15 protein-coding genes and 1 rRNA gene are annotated in these 18,106 nt (G+C 61.4%); 4 read left to right on the top strand and 12 right to left on the bottom strand.

Translation table 11 applies throughout. The features are described from left to right. Positions 1-109: ribosomal RNA gene (rrf, locus tag ACJ8HT_RS22740) — 5S ribosomal RNA — on the top strand; the annotation flags it as partial. 511 nt (positions 110-620) lie between these two features. Beyond that, a complete protein-coding gene (locus tag ACJ8HT_RS22745) occupies positions 621-1,931 on the top strand; it encodes an MFS family transporter (protein WP_049200886.1) in 1,311 nt (436 codons plus the stop codon). Between the two features lie 36 nt (positions 1,932-1,967). On the opposite strand, the gene pssA is transcribed toward ACJ8HT_RS22745, so the two are convergent. From pssA to trxC, 4 genes are all read right to left on the bottom strand, one after another. Continuing rightward, positions 1,968-3,323: a CDP-diacylglycerol--serine O-phosphatidyltransferase gene (gene pssA / locus ACJ8HT_RS22750; protein ID WP_197653523.1), complete on the bottom strand. Its 1,356-nt coding sequence runs from the start codon at positions 3,321-3,323 to the stop codon at positions 1,968-1,970. A gap of 152 nt (positions 3,324-3,475) precedes the next feature. Next, positions 3,476-6,124, bottom strand: coding sequence for a bifunctional acetate--CoA ligase family protein/GNAT family N-acetyltransferase (locus tag ACJ8HT_RS22755; RefSeq protein WP_049272601.1), 2,649 nt, complete (start codon positions 6,122-6,124; stop codon positions 3,476-3,478). A 48-nt stretch (positions 6,125-6,172) separates the two neighbouring features. Then, entirely contained in the window at positions 6,173-6,862 is a 690-nt protein-coding gene (locus ACJ8HT_RS22760; RefSeq protein WP_060431249.1) for a tRNA-uridine aminocarboxypropyltransferase, read from the bottom strand. A 114-nt stretch (positions 6,863-6,976) separates the two neighbouring features. After that, entirely contained in the window at positions 6,977-7,396 is a 420-nt protein-coding gene (gene trxC, locus ACJ8HT_RS22765) for a thioredoxin TrxC (RefSeq protein ID WP_004928868.1), read from the bottom strand. A gap of 207 nt (positions 7,397-7,603) precedes the next feature. Between trxC and ACJ8HT_RS22770 the strand changes: the two genes are divergently transcribed. Further along, positions 7,604-8,692, top strand: coding sequence for a tRNA/rRNA methyltransferase (locus ACJ8HT_RS22770; RefSeq protein WP_038872863.1), 1,089 nt, complete (start codon positions 7,604-7,606; stop codon positions 8,690-8,692). A gap of 60 nt (positions 8,693-8,752) precedes the next feature. On the opposite strand, the gene emrB is transcribed toward ACJ8HT_RS22770, so the two are convergent. From emrB to ACJ8HT_RS22805, 7 genes are all read right to left on the bottom strand, one after another. Beyond that, the gene (gene emrB / locus ACJ8HT_RS22775) at positions 8,753-10,291 is read right to left on the bottom strand and encodes a multidrug efflux MFS transporter permease subunit EmrB (protein ID WP_194571958.1); all 1,539 of its coding nucleotides are present in this window, start codon (positions 10,289-10,291) and stop codon (positions 8,753-8,755) included. A gap of 17 nt (positions 10,292-10,308) precedes the next feature. After that, complete coding sequence (emrA, locus tag ACJ8HT_RS22780; protein ID WP_049200874.1) at positions 10,309-11,481, bottom strand: multidrug efflux MFS transporter periplasmic adaptor subunit EmrA; 1,173 nt, start codon at positions 11,479-11,481, stop codon at positions 10,309-10,311. Positions 11,482-11,504: 23 nt separating this feature from the next. Further along, complete coding sequence (locus tag ACJ8HT_RS22785; RefSeq protein WP_049200871.1) at positions 11,505-12,956, bottom strand: efflux transporter outer membrane subunit; 1,452 nt, start codon at positions 12,954-12,956, stop codon at positions 11,505-11,507. A gap of 28 nt (positions 12,957-12,984) precedes the next feature. Beyond that, positions 12,985-13,503: a transcriptional repressor MprA gene (gene mprA, locus ACJ8HT_RS22790; RefSeq protein WP_025160249.1), complete on the bottom strand. Its 519-nt coding sequence runs from the start codon at positions 13,501-13,503 to the stop codon at positions 12,985-12,987. Positions 13,504-13,665: 162 nt separating this feature from the next. Beyond that, positions 13,666-14,013 carry an L-valine transporter subunit YgaH gene (gene ygaH, locus ACJ8HT_RS22795; RefSeq protein ID WP_033635704.1) on the bottom strand — a complete coding sequence of 116 codons (348 nt, stop codon included), beginning with the start codon at positions 14,011-14,013 and terminating at the stop codon, positions 13,666-13,668. Further along, a complete protein-coding gene (locus tag ACJ8HT_RS22800) occupies positions 14,003-14,749 on the bottom strand; it encodes an AzlC family ABC transporter permease (RefSeq protein ID WP_038872849.1) in 747 nt (248 codons plus the stop codon). Before ACJ8HT_RS22800 ends, ygaH begins: the two co-directional genes overlap by 11 nt. 121 nt (positions 14,750-14,870) lie before the next feature. Continuing rightward, positions 14,871-16,070 (bottom strand): MFS transporter, encoded by a 1,200-nt coding sequence (locus ACJ8HT_RS22805; protein ID WP_033632267.1) that lies wholly within the window; start codon positions 16,068-16,070, stop codon positions 14,871-14,873. Positions 16,071-16,175: 105 nt separating this feature from the next. Between ACJ8HT_RS22805 and ACJ8HT_RS22810 the strand changes: the two genes are divergently transcribed. Then, a complete protein-coding gene (locus ACJ8HT_RS22810; protein ID WP_038872847.1) occupies positions 16,176-17,054 on the top strand; it encodes a LysR family transcriptional regulator in 879 nt (292 codons plus the stop codon). A 30-nt stretch (positions 17,055-17,084) separates the two neighbouring features. Here ACJ8HT_RS22810 and proX read toward each other — a convergent pair whose 3' ends face one another. Then, positions 17,085-18,086 carry a glycine betaine/L-proline ABC transporter substrate-binding protein ProX gene (proX, locus tag ACJ8HT_RS22815; protein ID WP_033635697.1) on the bottom strand — a complete coding sequence of 334 codons (1,002 nt, stop codon included), beginning with the start codon at positions 18,084-18,086 and terminating at the stop codon, positions 17,085-17,087. Between the last annotated feature and the right edge of the window lie 20 nt (positions 18,087-18,106).

The following is an 18,106-nucleotide window of genomic DNA, read 5'->3' on the forward strand; positions in this document are numbered from 1 at the left end:
GCAATAGCGCGGTGGTCCCACCTGACCCCATGCCGAACTCAGAAGTGAAACGCCGTAGCGCCGATGGTAGTGTGGGGTCTCCCCATGCGAGAGTAGGACACTGCCAGGCATCAAATAAAACAACAAGCCTCATGCGAAAGCATGGGGCTTTTTGTTTTGTCTGTTATCTGGCGTTCTGCACGAGCATGGGCATGCGAAAGGCCCGTCGGGAACGGGCCTTAACGCCGCGTGCGGCGGCCCCGGAGGGGAGAGTCTCAGGATGAGACGAATTGTGTAGGACAAATCCGCCGGGAGCGGATTTGAACGTTGCGAAGCAACGGCCCGAAGGGGGCGGGCAGGACGCCCGCCATAAACTGCCAGGCATCAAACAAAGCCGAAAGCCCTGAACTGACGTTCAGGGCTTTTTGCTATGCGTAAAATGGAAAATCCCCGTTGTAACCCGCTTCATCTTTCATCTCACGATTCTATATTCATCACAAAATCAATTCATTTTTTGAATGAACTCCAGATATTCTTCGTCCGCTATTAAGTTTGGCTGTTAACTTATAAGTAACAATAAAGTAACAACCAGGGCGGCAGGAAGCCGAATTTCATCATTGCTATGGCTCGGAGAACATATCATGACAGAAACAACCTCGGCTCTTGAGGGTGAGCGCGGCGTCGAACAGGGGGCGCTGGATAACAAAAAACGCATTTTCGCTATCGTTGGGGCTTCGTCAGGCAATCTGGTGGAGTGGTTTGATTTTTACGTTTACTCCTTCTGCTCAATCTACTTTGCCGCCTCATTTTTTCCAGCGGGCAACAGCACCACGCAGCTGCTGCAAACCGCTGGGGTATTCGCCGCCGGCTTCTTTATGCGGCCTATCGGCGGCTGGCTGTTCGGTTACATTGCCGACAAGCATGGCCGAAAAAACTCAATGCTGCTTTCGGTCTGCATGATGTGCGCCGGATCGCTGGTGATCGCCTGTCTGCCGACGTATGAGTCGATCGGCAGCTGGGCACCGGCGCTGTTGCTGATCGCGCGATTGTTCCAGGGATTGTCGGTAGGCGGAGAATACGGCACCAGCGCCACCTACATGAGCGAGGTGGCGATCAAGGGCCGACGCGGCTTCTATGCGTCGTTCCAATATGTCACGCTGATTGGCGGGCAACTGCTGGCGCTGCTGGTATTGGTGATCCTGCAGCAGGTCTTGTCCGCCGGTGAGCTCAAGGCCTGGGGATGGCGTATTCCGTTTGCCCTGGGTGCCGTGTTGGCGGTGGTGGCGCTGTACCTGCGCCGCTCGCTGAATGAAACCTCCGATGCGAAGACGCGTAACCACAAGGATGCCGGTTCGCTGACGGGGCTGTGGAAAAACCGCAAGGCGTTTCTGATGGTGCTGGGCTTTACCGCCGCCGGTTCGCTGACCTTCTACACCTTCACCACCTACATGCAGAAATATCTGGTGAACACCGCGGGTATGGACGCCAAGCTGGCCAGCGCCATCATGACCGTCGCGCTGTTCGTCTTCATGCTGCTGCAGCCGGCGGTTGGCGCGTTCTCGGATAAAATCGGCCGTCGCAGCTCGATGCTGATCTTCTCAGCATTGGCCACGGTGTTGACGGTGCCAATTCTGTTTGCCCTGAAAGAGGTGACCAACCCCTTTATGGCATTCGGTCTGATCGTGCTGGCGTTGTTCGTCGTCAGCTTCTACACCGCGATCAGCGGGCTACTTAAAGCCGAGATGTTCCCGCCGGAGGTGCGTGCGTTAGGGGTAGGCTTGTCTTATGCGGTAGCGAATGCCCTGTTCGGCGGTTCGGCGGAATATGTCGCGCTGTCGCTGAAATCGTTCGGCGTGGAGAACGCTTTCTTCTGGTACGTTTCCGGCATGTGCCTGCTGGCGTTGCTGGTCTCGCTCCGGCTGCATCGCAAAGGCAAGGAGATACAGCTGTAATAAAAACCCCGGCCTTGGCCGGGGTCAGAGTACATCTTACAGGATACGGCTAATCAGCCGATCGATGCGGATACGCCGCAGACGGCGAATCAGCTTGCGCACCTTGATCGGATACTGCTGAATGCTTTGCAGCTCCTGATAGTGGCCGACCACGGTGGTGTGGGTGCGGATGCATTCCAGCTCTTTTTGCCGCTGCTCGCGCATTTCCTGCTTGGGATCGTGGATCAGAATGGCGTTTTCCAGATCCAGCCGCCAGGCGCGTGGGTTGAGGTTATTGCCGGTGACCAGCTGCCACTCTTCGTCTACCCACATGCCTTTCAGGTGATAGCTGTTATCGCCATCTTTCCACAGACGCACGATCAGCTGGCCGGTGTCGACGTAACGCTGCAACCGGCTCAGGAAGCGGCGCAGGTTGATCTCGTACAGGTAGGGCAGTGCGCCGATGATTTTGAACGGCTGGTCTTCCGGAATATAGAAGTCGTTGGCGGTTTTGTCGCCGACGATGATCTCCACCTGTTTGCCCTGGCGCAGCAGATAAATGATGTTGCGTACCAGCAGCGCCGGCAGGTTGAAATAAGGGGTACACAGCGTCAGTTTCTGGTCGGTGCACGACATCAGGTGATGAATGGTTTTATTCAGCACGCTTTGCTTGCCAAGCCCAACCAGCGGCGTCACCGCCAGCTCATCGTTGCCGGCCTTGTCGCGGAAGTGGTAACCGGCGCGGCGCAGGGCGAAACGGAACAGACGGGTCTCGTTTTTGATCTCCGGGCTTTTCGGCCGATCGCTGCGATCGAGGCGCTGTACGGCGCCGGCGGTGAGCAGATGCTGCTTGATGTAATCGATCAGGGTATCGGCCAACACCTCATTGGTGATCAGCTGGTAGCGATCGTAACGGTATTTCTCATGCTGATGCAGATAGACGTCATTGATGCTGGCGCCACTGTAGATCACGGTATCGTCGACTACGAAGCCCTTCAGATGCAGTACGCCCAGCGCTTCGCGGGTATTGACCGGCACGCCGTAGATTGGCACCGACTGCTCCGGATGCTGGCTGGCCATGGCGCAGTACCAGTCGGCGTTGGTATTGGCCGCGGCGGCACCGATGCGCCCGCGCTGTGCGCGGTGCCAGTCGACCAGTACGCAGATTTCCAGCTCGGGGCGCCGCTGCTTGGCTTGATACAGCGCATTGAGGATCTCGCGCCCGGCGTCGTCATGCTCCAGATACAGGGCTACCAGATAGATGCGTTGGGTGGCGTTGGCGATGGCATCCAGCAGCGTAGTGCGAAAGTCGGACGGCGCGTACAGCGTACGAACATCAGCAACCGTCTGGGGGAGTTTGGGCAGTTGTGCAAGGTGTTGTTGATGTTTGCTACGTTTAAATTTTGACAACATCACAGTGCGTTTCTTCTCTCATGATTGATGGCCGGAACGCCACAGGCTTAAAAACAATAAACCGAATAATCGGGCGATAATACCATTAGTTGCCTCGATTGTGCGTATGTTTTGGCGTTAAGTGGTGGATTCGTAGCGCATTGCGACGCAGGTCACTGCGCGTCGGCGGCCTGCAGCGGCAGCGTCAGATTGACGATGCCGTCCTCAAGCTGCACCTCGATGCCAAAGCCCAGCCGCTGCGCCAGTGCGATCATGCCGCGGTTATTCGGCATGGTGATGCCGCTCAGGCGGGTCAGGCCATGAGCGCGCGCATAGGCGATCATTTTCTCCAGCAGCTGACGGCCCAGGCCCACGCCTTTCAGATCGGAACGCACCAGCACGGCGAATTCGGCGTCGGTGTTGTCTGGATCGGACAGCGCGCGGGTCACGCCGATGATCTCGTCTGCACGCACCGCTACAAAGGCCATTTCTCGATCGTAGTCGATCTGCGTCATGTTGGCCAAATCGTCATGGGTAAACTCGTTGATCTCGCTGAAGTAGCGATAATAGAGATCTTCCTTGGTCACTCTATCGATGAAATGCTTCAGCGCCGGCTCGTCTTCCGGCAGGATTGGGCGGAACAGGCATTGGCTGCCGTCTTTCAGCGCGATGGTCTCTTCCAGCTCCTGCGGATAAGGGCGGATCGCCAGCCGTGCCTGCGGATCGCCGCTGAACGGCGCGAGCTGCATCGAAACGTCCAGCAGGGTGAACTCGCTGCCGGAGGCCAGCACCGGGTGAATATCCAGCCGGGCGATCTCCGGGCAGTCGAGGATCAGGTTGGAGACCTGCACCAGCAGGCGGCTCAGCCCAGGGATATCCAAAGGCCGCAGCGCGCTGCGCCCGCGGATCTTGCCGCCTTTCACCGCCTGCAGCACCAGATAACGCGCCAGCGCCATGTTCAGCGGCGGCAGCGCGACCGCCACCTGATTTTCCTGGCGCCACTCTACGCCGCCTTCGCCCAGCATGATCAGCGGGCCAAAAATCGCATCCTGTTCTACCGCGATGCGCAGCTCCTGGGCGCCGGCGCGGTTGGCCATGCTCTGCACCAGCAGGCCATGGATGCGCGCCTGGGGATAGGTGCGCTTCACGCGGTCGAGGATCGCCTCCGCCGCGCGCTGCACTTCGGTCGCGGTGCGCAGGTAGAGCATGACGCCCTGAACTTCCGATTTATGCGGGATATCCGGCGAACGCAGCTTCAGCGCCACCGGGTAACCGATCTGTTCGGCAATGTGTACCGCTTCGGCGCTGTCCTCGGCAATCCAGGTCGGCAGGGTGCTCAGGTCATAGGCCTGCAGGATGGATTGCACCTCGTGGGTATCCAACTGGGTGGCGCCTTCGGCCAGCGCCTGATGGATAAGGCGGTGGGCGTCGGCGGTGTTGGCGGTCAGGCCGACCGGCAGCGCCGGCGTCTCTTTCAACTGCTTCTGGTTGCGGCGATATTCCACCATATGCATAAAGGCGGTCACCGCGCCTTCCGGCGTGCGGTAGGTGGGAATGGCGGCCTCGGTAAATAACCGGCGGGCCTCTTGCGAAGAGTATTCGCCGCACCAGTTGGTCAGCAGCGTGATGCGTTTGCCGCGCGGATGGCGGTGCAGCGCCTCGATCAGCCGTTCCGCCGTGGCGGTGCCCGGCGCCGCCGCACTTGGCGCGTGGATTAACAGCAGCGCATCATAGTCGTGGCTGTCGAGCAGCGCTTCGATTGCTGCCAGGAAGCGCTGCGGCGTGGCATCGTCGCGCAGGTCGAGCGGGTTGCCGGCGCGGATGAAATCCGGCAGCGCGTCGCTCAATGTCGCCAGGCTCTCATCGCTCAGCGTGGCCAGCTTGCCGTTGCGTCCGAGCAGTTCGTCCAGCGCCATCGCCGCCGGCGCAGCGCCGTTGCTGACGATCATCAGCCGCTCGCCGCGCAGCGGATGCATATGGCTGAGGGTTTCCACCGCCGAGAACAGCTCATGGGTATCCTGCACGCGCAGTAGGCCGGCGCGCTGGATGGCGGCGTCATAGGCGGCGTCCAGCCCCAGCTGGCTGTTGAGCAGCAGCTGCGCCTGTTGGCTGCGGCCGCTTTTGATCACCAAAATGGGCTTGTTGCGCGAGGCGCTGCGCGAGGCGGAGAGAAAGCGCCGCGCATCGCTGATGTTTTCCAGATACAGCAGAATGGCGCTGGTCTTGCTGTCGCGCGCCAAAAAGTCGAGCAGGTCGTCGACGTCGATGTCCAGGCTGTCGCCCAGCGCGATAAAGTAAGAGAAGCCGACTTCGCGCTGCTGCGCCCAGTCGAGAATGGTGTTGGCCACGGCGGCGGACTGCGAGATAAACGCCAGCTTGCCCTTTTGGATCGGCACCGGCGAGAAGCTGGCGTTGATGCCCTGCCACGGCGCCAGCAGCCCCAGGCTGTTGGGGCCCAACAGCCGCATGGCGTAGCGCTGCGCGCAGGCCTTCAGCTCGGCAAACTGTTCCGGCGGCGAAGAGAGTACGATGGCGGTTTTACAGCCGCGTTGGCCCAGCGCTTCAATCAGCGCCAGATTGCGTTTGGCGTGGGTGCAGATGATCGCCAGATCCGGCGTCAGCGGCAGGCTGGCGACGTCGGGGTAGGCCATGACGCCGCAGACCGCCTTGTAGCGCGGCGTGACCGGCAAGATGGGCCCGCCGAAACCGCCGGCCAGCAGGTTGCTCATCATCAGGTTGCCGGCGCGGCCGGGCTGCTGCGAAGCGCCCAGCACGGCGATCGATTTGGGACGTAGTAGCGCTTCTAACCCTCGCTGGCTCATGCACGGCTCCTTTTGGCAACGTTACGCCTGATTTTAGGCGCTTTCTGGCTACATTGCTGTGACCGGTGCCTCCGGCCGGGTCGGTTTTCCCGCCAGATATTGTTGACGGAAATAGCGGAAATGCTGATTCAATCCGTCGGCGGCCGGCAGATCGCCCGCCTGTTGCAGCAGGGCGGCGGCCACTTCCGCCGTGCAGTGTTGCTCGGCGCGGCTGGCTTCGCGCAGCTGGTAGTCCGATGCCGCGTCGACGTTGAGGGAAAACACCGGGAATTGATTGAGGTACGGGCTTTTACGGAACATTTTGCGCGCTTCCGCCCAGGTGCCGTCCAGCATGATGAACAGCGGCGGTTTGCCGCCGGCGGGCAGCTCGCTGAACACCGGCCGTTCGGCGTCGGCGTAGGAAGCGGGGAACACCACATAAGGCTGCCGCGCCGGATCGTTGATGGCCGCCAGCAGGGCCGGATCGACTTCGGTGCGCGACCAGAGGAACGCCTGGGTGTCCGGCAGGATATCGGCGATCAGGCGGCCGGTGTTGCTGGGCTTGAGCGGCTCGGCGCCGAACATGATCAGGCAGAAACGGCTGCCGGCCTGCTGCGGGCGAATGGTGTCGCACAGGCAGTTTTTATGCGGCAGCAGGCAACCCTGACAACGCGCCACCCGGCAACCGCGCGCCAGAAAAGGGCGGGTGGCGCGGTCTAAACGGAATTGGCGCAGGCGAAGTACGGCGTTGTCGGTCATAACGATCCTGGGGAAAAACCGCCATTGTAACGCAGAAAAAAGCCCGCCGGGAGGGGCGGGCTTAATCGGGGCGCGTTCGCGCGCGATGGCGGGATACGGCCTATACTTGCCGAATCACACTAACTCGTTGAGCCAGTTGTCAAACGGCGCTTTTGGCATCGCGCCGTTGAGCATATCGACCATCTTGCCCTGACGGAACACCATGATGGTCGGGATGCTGCGGATGCGGAAACGGGCGCTCAGCTCCGGCTCGGCTTCGGTGTTCACTTTCACGAAGCGCACTTTGCCGGCGCGCTCTTCGGCCACGTCTTCAAAGATCGGCGCAAAGCTGCGGCACGGGCCGCACCACGGCGCCCAGAAATCGACCACGACCGGCAGATCGTCCTGCAGCAACTGGTCCAGCGTGGCGGCGGTGGCATTGATCACTTCACCGTCGAAGAGCTCATGGCCGCAGCGGCCGCATTTCGCGTTGTCCGCCAAACGTTCTTCCGGCACGCGGTTGGTGGCATTGCAAGCTGCACAAACTGTATTCATGTTGACCTCGGGTACAGAGAAAGCATGGTCCCCGCAACGCAGTTGCGGAGATGTTTCTTTAATGCTGACAATTATCGGCAAAACCCGGCGCATGAACAATGAGGTTTGTTCAATGGATGTGATAGTTGGGAGCTTTTAGCGCAAGTTGGTGGCTTCGTGCACCAACATCAGGTAATCTTCGCGCCCTGCGCGTTGGTGGAGAAGACAATGAACGATTCATTTAGTGGCAAGAACGGTAAGGTCAAAGTGATGTACGTCCGCAGTGACGACGACAACGGCGACGACCGCAACAAGAATAAACGTCCGGCCGGCAAAGGCCGTCCGGCTGACGGTGCGCGCTCCGGCCGCACCGGTCAAGACAAGGCGCGCGGCGGCAACGATCGCCGCGGCGCCGACTCCCGCCGCAGTGAAAGCGATCGTCCTCGCCGTCCGGCGCGCACTGAAGATCGCGGTGGCAACGAGTCGCCGTGGAGAACCGTTTCGCGCGCGCCGAATGAAGAGCCGGCGTTCGATCACGGTGGTATCAGCGGCAAAAGCTTTATCGATCCGGAACAGCTGCGCCGTCAGCGCGCGGAAGAAACCCGCGTTTACGGTGAAAACGCCTGTCAGGCGCTGTTCGCCAGCCGCCCGGAAGCGATCGTGCGCGCCTGGTTCGTGCAGTCGGTCACCCCGCGTTTCCGCGAAGCGCTACGCTGGATGGCGGCTAACCGCAAGGCTTACCACGTGGTGGATGAGGAAGAGCTGGCCAAGGCGTCCGGCACCGAGCACCACGGCGGCGTCTGCTTCCTGATCAAAAAGCGTCAGGGCCTGGATGCGCAGACCTACCTGAAAAGCGCACCGGCGACCGACTGCGTGCTGGCGCTGGAAGAAGTGGGTAACCCGCATAACCTGGGCGCCATCGTCCGTTCTTGCGCCCACTTCGGCGTCAACGGCGTGCTGCTGCAGGATCCGGCGCTGCTGGAATCCGGCGCGGCGGTGCGTACCGCAGAAGGCGGCGCAGAGCATATCAAGGCGATCAACGCCGACGATTTCCTGTCGGTGCTGGACACCTTCCGCAAGGCGGGTTACACCATCGTTACCACCTCCAGCCATAAAGGCACCGCGCTGGCGCAGGCCAAGCTGCCGGCCAAGATGGTGTTGGTGCTGGGCCAGGAACGTGACGGTCTGAGCGACAGCGCCTGGCAGCAGGGCGACATGAACGTGTCTATCGGCGGCACCGGCAAGGTGGAAAGCCTGAACGTTTCCGTGGCGACCGGCATTCTGCTGGCGGACTGGTGGCGTCAGAATCAGGCGTAATCTGTTCTACGTCGGATAAAAAAACGGGCGCCCCAGGGCGCCCGTTTCGTTTATTGAAGCTTAGTGAGCGCCGCCGCCCCCACCGCCGCCGGAGCTGAACGGCGGTTTCGCCACCCACACCAGCACCAGCAGCACCAGGAATACCCCGGCCGACAGCCAGAAGATCTCGTTGGCGGAGATGATCAGACCCTGCGCGGTGATTTCGTTGGCGATATACGCCGACGCCTGTTGTTTGCTCATGCCGAGCTGCTCCAGCTGCCGGTACATCTCCTGCGACTGCGGGTTGTACGGATTGACGAACTCCGTCAGCTGCGAATGGTGCTGCGATTCGCGCTGCGTCCACAGGGTGGTGGTGATCGAGGTACCGATCGACCCCGCCAGCGTTCGCGTAAAGTTCGACAGGCTCGACGCCGCCGCCATGCGTTCCGGCGGCAGGCCGGACAGCGTGATGGTGGTCAACGGCATGAAGAAGCAGGCGATGGCAAAGCCCTGGACAAACTGCGGCCAGGCGGAAGCGCCGAAGTCCATGCCCGGTTCAAACGTATAGGCGCGCCAGTAGAAGCACACGGCATACATGATGAAGCTGAAGGTGACCAGCCGGCGCATGTCGAGCCGGTTGCCGAACTTGCCGATGATCGGCGACAGCAGCACCGGGATCAGCCCAACCGGCGCCGACGCCAGCCCCGCCCAGGTGGCGGTATAGCCGTACACCTCTTGCAGCAGCTGCGGCAACAGCACGATGGCGCCGAAGTACAGCATGTAGGCCAGGCTGATACACAGGCAGCCGATGGTGAAGTTGCGCGACTTGAACAGCGACAGATCCACCACCGGATGCTCGTCCGTCAGCTCCCACACCACCAGGAACAGCAGCGCCACCACCGCGACGACGGTGAGCGTGATGATCTCGGTCGAGTTGAACCAGTCCAGCTCCTTGCCCTGATCGAGCATGATCTGCAGCGAACCGATGCCGACGATCAGCAATACCAGGCCGACGGTGTCGATCGGTTTGATCTCGGTTTTGGTTTCCCGCCCCTTCAACGTCGCCATCGCCGCCACGATCACGAAGACGCCGATCGGGATGTTGATGAAGAAGATCCAGCCCCAATGGTAGTTGTCGCTGATGTAGCCGCCGAGGATTGGCCCAAAGATCGGCGCGACGATAACGGTCATCGACCAAAGCGCCAGGGCCATCGCTCGCTTGGCGGGCGGATAGTTGTTCAGCAACAGGCTCTGCGACAGCGGGATCAGCGGCCCGGCCACCACGCCCTGGATCACGCGGAAGAAGATCAGCATGCCGAGGCTGTTGGAGATGCCGCACAGCCAGGAGGCGAGGGCGAACAGCGCGGTGGACCAGAGGAACAGCCGCACTTCGCCGAAGCGCTTCGCCAGCCAGCCTGTGATCGGAATCGAGATGGCGTTCGCCACGCCAAACGAGGTGATCACCCAGGTGCCCTGCGAGTTGGAAGACCCGAGGTTACCGGAAATGGTGGGGATCGCCACGTTGGCGATGGTGGAGTCCAGCACCTGCATGAAGGTCGCCATGGCGAGCGCGACCGTCATCCAGGCAAGCTGGGCGCCTTCAAGCGGTTTCTGTGGCAAGATGGCCTCCCGCGCGCTTAGCCGGCGTTCGCATGGATCACGTCGGCGATCAGCTGGTTAACCGGCGCCAGATTCAACGCCAGCGCGTCGCTCTGGTACAGCGGTTTGTCGCGCACCACGTCGGCCAGCACGCGGCCGTCCAGGTTGGCGGTGTCGACGGTCACCAGCGTAGAAAGACCGATGCGCAGCGGATGATCGGCCACCTGCTTGGCGTCGAGCTCAATACGCACCGGCAGACGTTGCACTACTTTGATCCAGTTGCCGGTGGCGTTCTGCGCCGGCAGCAGCGAGAAGGCGCTACCGGTGCCCATGTCGATACCGGCCACTTTGCCCTGATACACCACGTCGTCACCGTAGACGTCGCTGACTACCGTCGCCGACTGGCCGATGCGCATGTTGGCGATCTGGGTTTCCTTGAAGTTGGCGTCAACCCAAATGTGATCGGCCGGCACCACCGCCATCAGCGGCGAACCGGCGGCGATCTGCGCGCCGACCTGCACGCTGCGGCGCGAGACATAGCCGGTGATCGGGCTGATCACTTTGGTACGCTGCAGCGCCAGCCAGGCATCGCGCATCTGCGCGGCGGCCTGTTGGATCGCCGGCTGCTGTTCCAGCGGGGTGTTCAGCACCATCGCCTGATTGGCGTTGTATTGCTGCACCGCCACTTCCAGCGCGGCCTTGGCACTGTCGACCGCATCGCGAGCGTGTTGCAGCTCTTCGCGGCCGATGGCGTCAACGCTGCCCAGCACCACGCGGCGCTTTAGATCGTTCTCGGCCTTGCTCAGATCGGTCTTGCGCAGGGCGATGTTGGCCTGATATTGCTTGCTGTTGATGATCAGCTGGTGGGTCTGACGCACGCTGTTGGCCAGGCCGGTCTTGGCGCGTTCAAACGCCTGCTCGGCATCGGTCGGATCGAGCGTCAGCAGCACGTCGCCCTGCTTGACGTAGTCGGTGTTGTCGAAATTGACGCTGTTCACGCTGCCGGACACCTGGGCCATGATCTGCACCTGGTTGCCGGAGACGTAGGCGTCGTCGGTTTCCTGGTGATGACGCAGCACCAGGAACCAATACACTAAGTAAGCCACCCCTATAACAATGAAAATAACCGTCAGCAACAGCAGCCAAAATTTACGCTGCTTCTTTTTGCCGTTCGGCTGCTGCGGGTTTTGGATTTCCGCGCTTGCGCTCATGGTGTTCTCCAAGCCTTATATTATTATGCTTTCGAATCCGCTGCGGCCGGGGCCTGATAGCCACCGCCCAGCGCGCGGATCAGTCCTATCTTCGCCTGCAGTAAATTGCTGCTGGCATTCAACTCCGCCTGTTGCTGCTGTAATAGCTGCGTCTGGCTGGTCAACAGATCGTCGCGCCCGATAATCCCTGCCTGGTAACGGGCGTTGGCGACCTGATACACCTGTTGCATCGACCGGGCCGCGGACGCCGCCTGCAGCTGCTGTTGCGCAGAGCTCTGCTGGATGGTGATGGCGTCGGCGGTTTCCTGTACCGCATTCAGGATGGTTTGGTTGTAGGATTCCACCGCTTCGTCATACAGCGCGGATTCCTCGCCCAGCTTGCTGCGCAGCGCCCCGGCGTGGAAGATCGGCAGCGAAATCGCCGGCATCACGTTCCAGGCCTGGCTGGCCGCTTCAAACAGATTCGGGCTGGTGCCACTGGTATTGGTGGTCATCAGGCCGGCGAAGGCTGAAATGGTCAGGCTGGGGTAAAACTCTTTACGCGCGGCGCTGACGCGCTGGCTGTAAGACTCCACCAGCTGGCGTTGCGCGGCGATGTCCGGACGTTTGCCCAGCAGATCCGCCGTCAGCTCGCCCTGTGGCGCCATCAGGTTGTCTGCGGGCAGCGGCACCTGACGCAGGTGCTGCATGGCGTTCGGCCCCTGGCCGGCCAGCGCGGCGAGCTGGTGTCTGAGCTGCTCGATCTGCGATTGCAGCTGCAGGATCTGCTGCTTGGCGACGTCGGACTGCGCCTGGGTTTGTTGCGGCACGTCGACGCCGGTCAGGCCGGCCTGATAGCGCTGTTGGCGCAGCGCGGTCAGGCGCTCATTGTTGTTCACTTCCTGCTGCAGCAGCTTCTCGAGCGCCAGATTGCTCTGCAGCTGATAGTAGGCGGACGCCACCGAACTGGTCAGCGTCAGCGCCGCCTGTTCCTGCTCGGCGCGCGCGGCGTTGACCTGCGCCTTGGCGGCGTTCACCTGGTTGCGGTATTTGCCCCACCAGTCGAACTCGTACGCCAGGTTCAGCCCCAGTGAGTTGGAGCTTTCGTAGATCGGCTTATGCGGATACCCCAGTCCCATATTGACGTTTTGCGGCACGCGCTGGCGTTGGGTGCTGGCATTCAGATCCAGGTTCGGCCCGTTGGCGGCGCTGGCTTCACCCACCACGCTCTGCGCTTCGCGCACGCGGGCGGCGGCCTGCCGCAGGGTTGGCGAGCTTTGCAGCGTCTGCGTCATCAAGGCGTCCAGCTGCGGATCCTTGAGGGCGCGCCACCACTGCGGGCTGACGGCCAGCGAACTGACTTTCGGCTGAGCCAACTGCAGGCTCTGCGGATCCATCAGCGTGGATTGCGGGGCAATATTATCGGTCGAAGCACACCCGGCCAGCAGCAACACGGCGAACAGCGGGGTGAATCTCCAGTTAAATGGGGATCGCATAAGTAGGTACCTGAACAGAAATTGTGAATTAGGATAACTGTTCTGTGATTTCCATTTGATCCAGACGTGCCAGCAATTTGCGCGTCAGCTGTTCCAGCTGTTTTTGCTCATCGTCGGTCAGCGTGGACCACAGGAAATGCAGACATTGGTGCTGCGGCGGCAGCAGTTGACTGAGAAATTCTTCCCCCTGCGGCGTCAGATGCAGATGCAGGCAGCGGCGATCGTTGTCGCTTTCCCGGCGCTCGATCCAGCCGCGTTTCTCCAGCTCGTCGGCGATGCGGGTCGCATTGGTGCGCGAGGAGCCTAAGGCAGAGCTTAGCTCAGAAGGTTGGATGCTGTGGCTTTCCTGCGCATCCAGGGTGATCAGCGCCATAAACAGTGTTTCGTTAATCCCCTGCGCCTTCAGCATCTTATTGCGGTTTTCCAGCAGCTTGCCTTGCATGTGCATGCACAGGCGGGTCAGCAGGATTTCCTGATAAGGGAAATCTTTCTGCCGTGTGGCGCGGAAATTCAGCATTTGTTCTATGGGGGCAAACGAGCTTTCCATAATTTAGGGCCTCATTAATTTCGTTCGAGATAGTAACGACGGTGACAAATAATGTAAATGTTCAGCCGTGCGGATAATTTAGCAATTCGTGTCATTTGTCAGTGTTTGTAAAGAAGTGGCGCATGAAAACGCCAAAGTGAAGCCAAACGATCGGGAGCGGCGTCAGCCTGGACCGAAAAGCATTAACAGCTTTAATGTGACGCCAAAGGCCGTCGCGCCGAGCAGCGTCGACAGAATGATGCTTTTGCTGCGGTAGAAGCACAGCGCCAACGCGGCGAACCCCACCAACGTCGGCAGCAACTTGTCCGGTTCACGCATGACGACCGGTGTGCTGGAGACCACCAGCAGGGCGCAGATCGAGGCGATGCCGATGCTGTCGAGCAGCAGGGCGGCTTTACCGCGTTTGAGGCCGGGCTGGGCGCGCGCCGGGGCCAGCCGCAGCGGCAGATAACGGAACAGGTAATTGGCGCAGCCCACCACCAGGCCGATCACCAGCACATCAGTGTTCATGGTTGGCCTCCGCAGGGGCGGGCTGGAACAGGGCGGCGACGCAGCCGGCGCCGATGCCGGCCAAAATGGCGACCGGAATGGAGAACAGCACCACGCCGAGCAGCGCGCCGGCCAATGCGGCAGCAATGGTCAGGCTCTGCGGGCGCCGGAAGGCGGCCAGCAGGAAACTGAGAAACAGCGCCGGCAGCATGAAGGCCAGCGAGGCTTCGATCACCGGGAACTGCTCCAGCGGGCCGTTGCCGAACAGCGCGCCGAGCGCGGTGCCAGCCACCCAGGAAAGCCAGGAACAGAGCGCGATGCCCAGCATCCAGTTTTCGCTCCAGCTGCGGTTATTGCGCATCAGCCTGGCGGTAGCGGCGGCGAAGACCTCATCGGTCAGGCCAAAGGCCCACATCGCCGTTTTACCGGGCGACATGCGCGAGACGATGCGGTGGCGCAGCGCCGGGCCGTAGAGCAGGTGGCGCACATCCATCGCCATCACCGTCAACGCGGAGACCCACAGCGACATCCCGGCGCTCAACAGGGCGGTGATCACGAACTGGCTGGCACCGGCGTAGATAATGCAGGAGAAGAAAATGCTTTCCAGCGGGGAAAAGCCCAGTTTGACGGCACTGAGGCCAAAGGCGAATGCCACCGGGACATACCCGATGACGATCGGCAAACTGTCGACGACGCCGTTGGCGAAGGTGGCGCTGACGGCGGGCGGATTGAGGCTGTCTGCAGCTTGGCTTTGCATGGTTGTGGGTCGCAGGGTAGATAGGACTTCAATAGTTTATGCCCAGAACATTACCAGAGAGTAAGTAATGTTTATACCCTGCACCGCTAATAAATTTCTTAAGTGACTATTTGCACGATAATCAGATTGTCGCCGGCCCCTGCGGATCGTGGTGCTTGCCGAGCCACCAGGTCAGCAGGTTGAGCAGGCATAACACCCCGCCGGCGGCGGCCACGCCGTACCAGCCGGCATGCTGATAGGCCGAGGCGGAGAGCAGTGAACCGAGGGCGCCACCGATAAAGTAGCTGGTCATGTAGCCGGCGGTCAGGCGGTTGCGCGCGTCCGGCATGATGCGGTACATCACGCTCTGGTTGGTGACGTGTACCGCCTGCACCGCCAGATCGAGGATCAGGATGCCGGCGATCAGCGCCCACAGCGATTGTTTGGCGAACGCGATAGGTATCCAGGACAGCAGCAGCAGCACCAGGCCGACGGTGGTGGTCAATCCGGCTTTGCCCTTGTCCGCCAGATGCCCGGCGCGCGAAGCGGCCAGCGCCCCGGCGGCGCCCACCAGGCCGAACAGCCCGATCACCCCTTCGGAATAGTTGAACGGCGGCGCGGCGAGCAGAAAGGCCATGGAGGTCCAGAGCACGCTGAAGTTGGCGAACGACAGAGCACCGAGGATGGCGCGGGTGCGCAGCAGCGGCGTTCGGCAGAACAGGCTGAAGATCGAGGCCAGCAGCTGCGGGTAGTTCAGCCCGGAGTGTTGCTTATAGCGCGGCAGCGCGCGCCACAGGATCAGCGCCATCAGGATCATCAGCACGCTGGCGACCCAGTAGATGGTGCGCCAGCCGCCGAACGACGCCAGCGCGCCCGCGACGGTGCGCGCCAGCAGGATGCCGAGCAGCAGGCCGCTCATGATGATGCCGACGGTCTTGCCGCGCTTTTCCGGGTGGGCCAGAGTGGCGGCCAGCGGCACCAGGATCTGCGCTACCACCGAGAACAGCCCGGTAAGCGCGGTGCCGAGGATCATCATCGGCAGCGTGGCGGAGGTGGCGGTGATCAGCATGCCACCGGCGGCCAGCAGCGTCATGAACACGATCAGCCCGCGGCGCTCGAACATATCGCCGAGCGGCACCAGCAGCAGCAGCCCGGTGGCGTAACCGAGCTGCGCGGCGGTAACGATAAAGCCGGCCTGATTGACCGACAGGTTGAAGCCGGTGGCGATGGTTTCCAGCAGCGGCTGCGCATAATAGTTGCTGGCGACCGCCAGGCCGGTAGCGATAGCGATCAGTACGGTCAGCGCCGGGCTGAGCCCTGGGTGGGCGTTTTGTTGGCTCATGGTTTTTTCATCACGGGAAGAAGATGGCGCGCAGTATCCGGCAACGCACGCCGGGAAACCAATGTATAATTTTCATTTTATTTATCTCATTTCAAGATAGATGCCATGAACCTGAAACAGATCCGCTATGCGCTGGCGGTGGCGGAAGAGCTGAACTTTACCCGGGCGGCGCAGCGCTGCCATACGGTGCAGTCGGCGCTGAGCCACCAGATCGCCAAACTGGAAGAAGAGCTGGGCTGTACGCTGTTTGAACGCACTTCGCGTCGGGTGCGGTTGACCCCCGCCGGCCAGGCTTTCGTGGCCCCTGCGCAGCGCCTGTTGGCGGCGCAGCAGGCGCTGGTGGAAGAGGTGACGGCGGCTGACGGCGCGGTGTCCGGCACCCTGACCATCGGCACCATTTCAACGATAAACGTGATGGCTCTGACCGAAAGGCTCGACAAGTTTCATCGCCACTATCCGGCGGTGAATATCCGCCTGTACGTCGGCATGAGCGAAGCGCTGCTGGAGGACGTACGCCAGCAAAAATGCGATATGGCGTTCGTCGGCATCTGGCCGGGTGATGCCGATCTGCTGCCGATGTCGCACCGGCAGTTGGCCGATGAGCCGCTGGTGGCGCTGGTGGCGCCGCAGCATCCGCTGGCCGGCCGCGAGCGGGTGAACCTGCAGGCGCTGGCGGAAGTGCCGCTGGTGGATTTCTACAGCGGCACCGGCGCGCGGCGCCAAACCGATCGCGCTTTTCAGGCGGCGGGCATTCGTCGGCACGTCAGTTTTGAAATCGATCATATCGAATGGCTGGAGAATTTGGTGCGGCGCGGGTTGGCGGCGGGCATCGTACCGATCTCGACCGCGCAACGCTTGAGCGCGCTGGTGTCGATTCCGATTGAAGACGGGCCGCGGCGCCAGGTGTATTGCATTTGGCCGCAGCCCATGTCGACTATCGCCGAGCGCTTTTTGCATTTCAGCGGCATCGATATGGCGGGGTAGGGGCGCGGCACTGGCGGCGCCCCTGAACGGTTACGGCTTCGCCGCTTCGGCGGCGGTTTTCACCCAGCCGTCGAAGGTGGCCTGGTGCGCCTTGATCCAACCGTTGACGTGGTTCTGGATGTCGGCTTCCGAAGCCTGGCCTTCATGCATGCGCAGGTTTTGCGCGTTGATGTCGGCGATCGGCAGCTTCATGATGGCGAACAGCTTGGCGGCCGCCGGATTGGCTTCGGCCCACTGCTTATTGGCGGCGATGCGCATGGTGTTGACCGGGAAGCCGTAGTTGGCGCCGTTAGGCAGCTTGGTGTCGACGTTCTTCTGCTCGCCCGGCAGGGAGGAGAACGGCACCTGCAGCCAGACCACGTCGCGCCCCGGCACCATCACATCGCTGACCCAGTACGGCGTCCAGGTGTAATACAGCACCGGTTTGCCCTCTTTGTAGCGGGTGATGGTGTCGGCGATCATCGCCGCGTAGTTGCCCTGGTTGTGTTCGACGGTATTGCTCAGGCCGTAGGCCTTGATGTGGTGGTTAATCACCGCTTCGCAGCCCCAGCCCGGGGTGCAGCCGGTCAGATCGGCCTTGCCGTCGCCGTTGGTGTCGAACAGCTTGGCGATCTTGGGATCCTTGAGCTGCTCGACGTTGGTGATGTGGTACTGTTCGGCGGTTTTCTTGTCGATCAGGTAGCCCTGCGCGGCGCCGTTGACGTAGACGCCTTCGCGGTAGAACTTGGCGTCGCCGCCGGCGGCCTTGTACTGATCGGCGTGCAGCGGATCCCAGTTGACCGCGATAAAGGTCGCGTCGCCGGAGGCGATCGAGGTGTAGGCGACGTTGTAATCCACTTCACGCGGTTCCTTCACGTCGTAACCCAGTTTTTCCAGCGCTTTGCTGACCAGCAGCGTCTGGAAAGTCTCTTCGGAAATGGTGCTTTGCACCGGCTGAACCGCGATCCCCTTGCCGGGTAAATCTGCCGCGCTCACGCTCTGTGAGCCGATCAGCGTCGTCAGGGCGAGAGCCCAGATGCCCGTAGTGCGCATAGTGTTTCCCCTTTTTTCGA

This window comes from Serratia sp. CY44782 (assembly GCF_052168715.1).
GTDB lineage: Bacteria > Pseudomonadota > Gammaproteobacteria > Enterobacterales > Enterobacteriaceae > Serratia > Serratia nevei.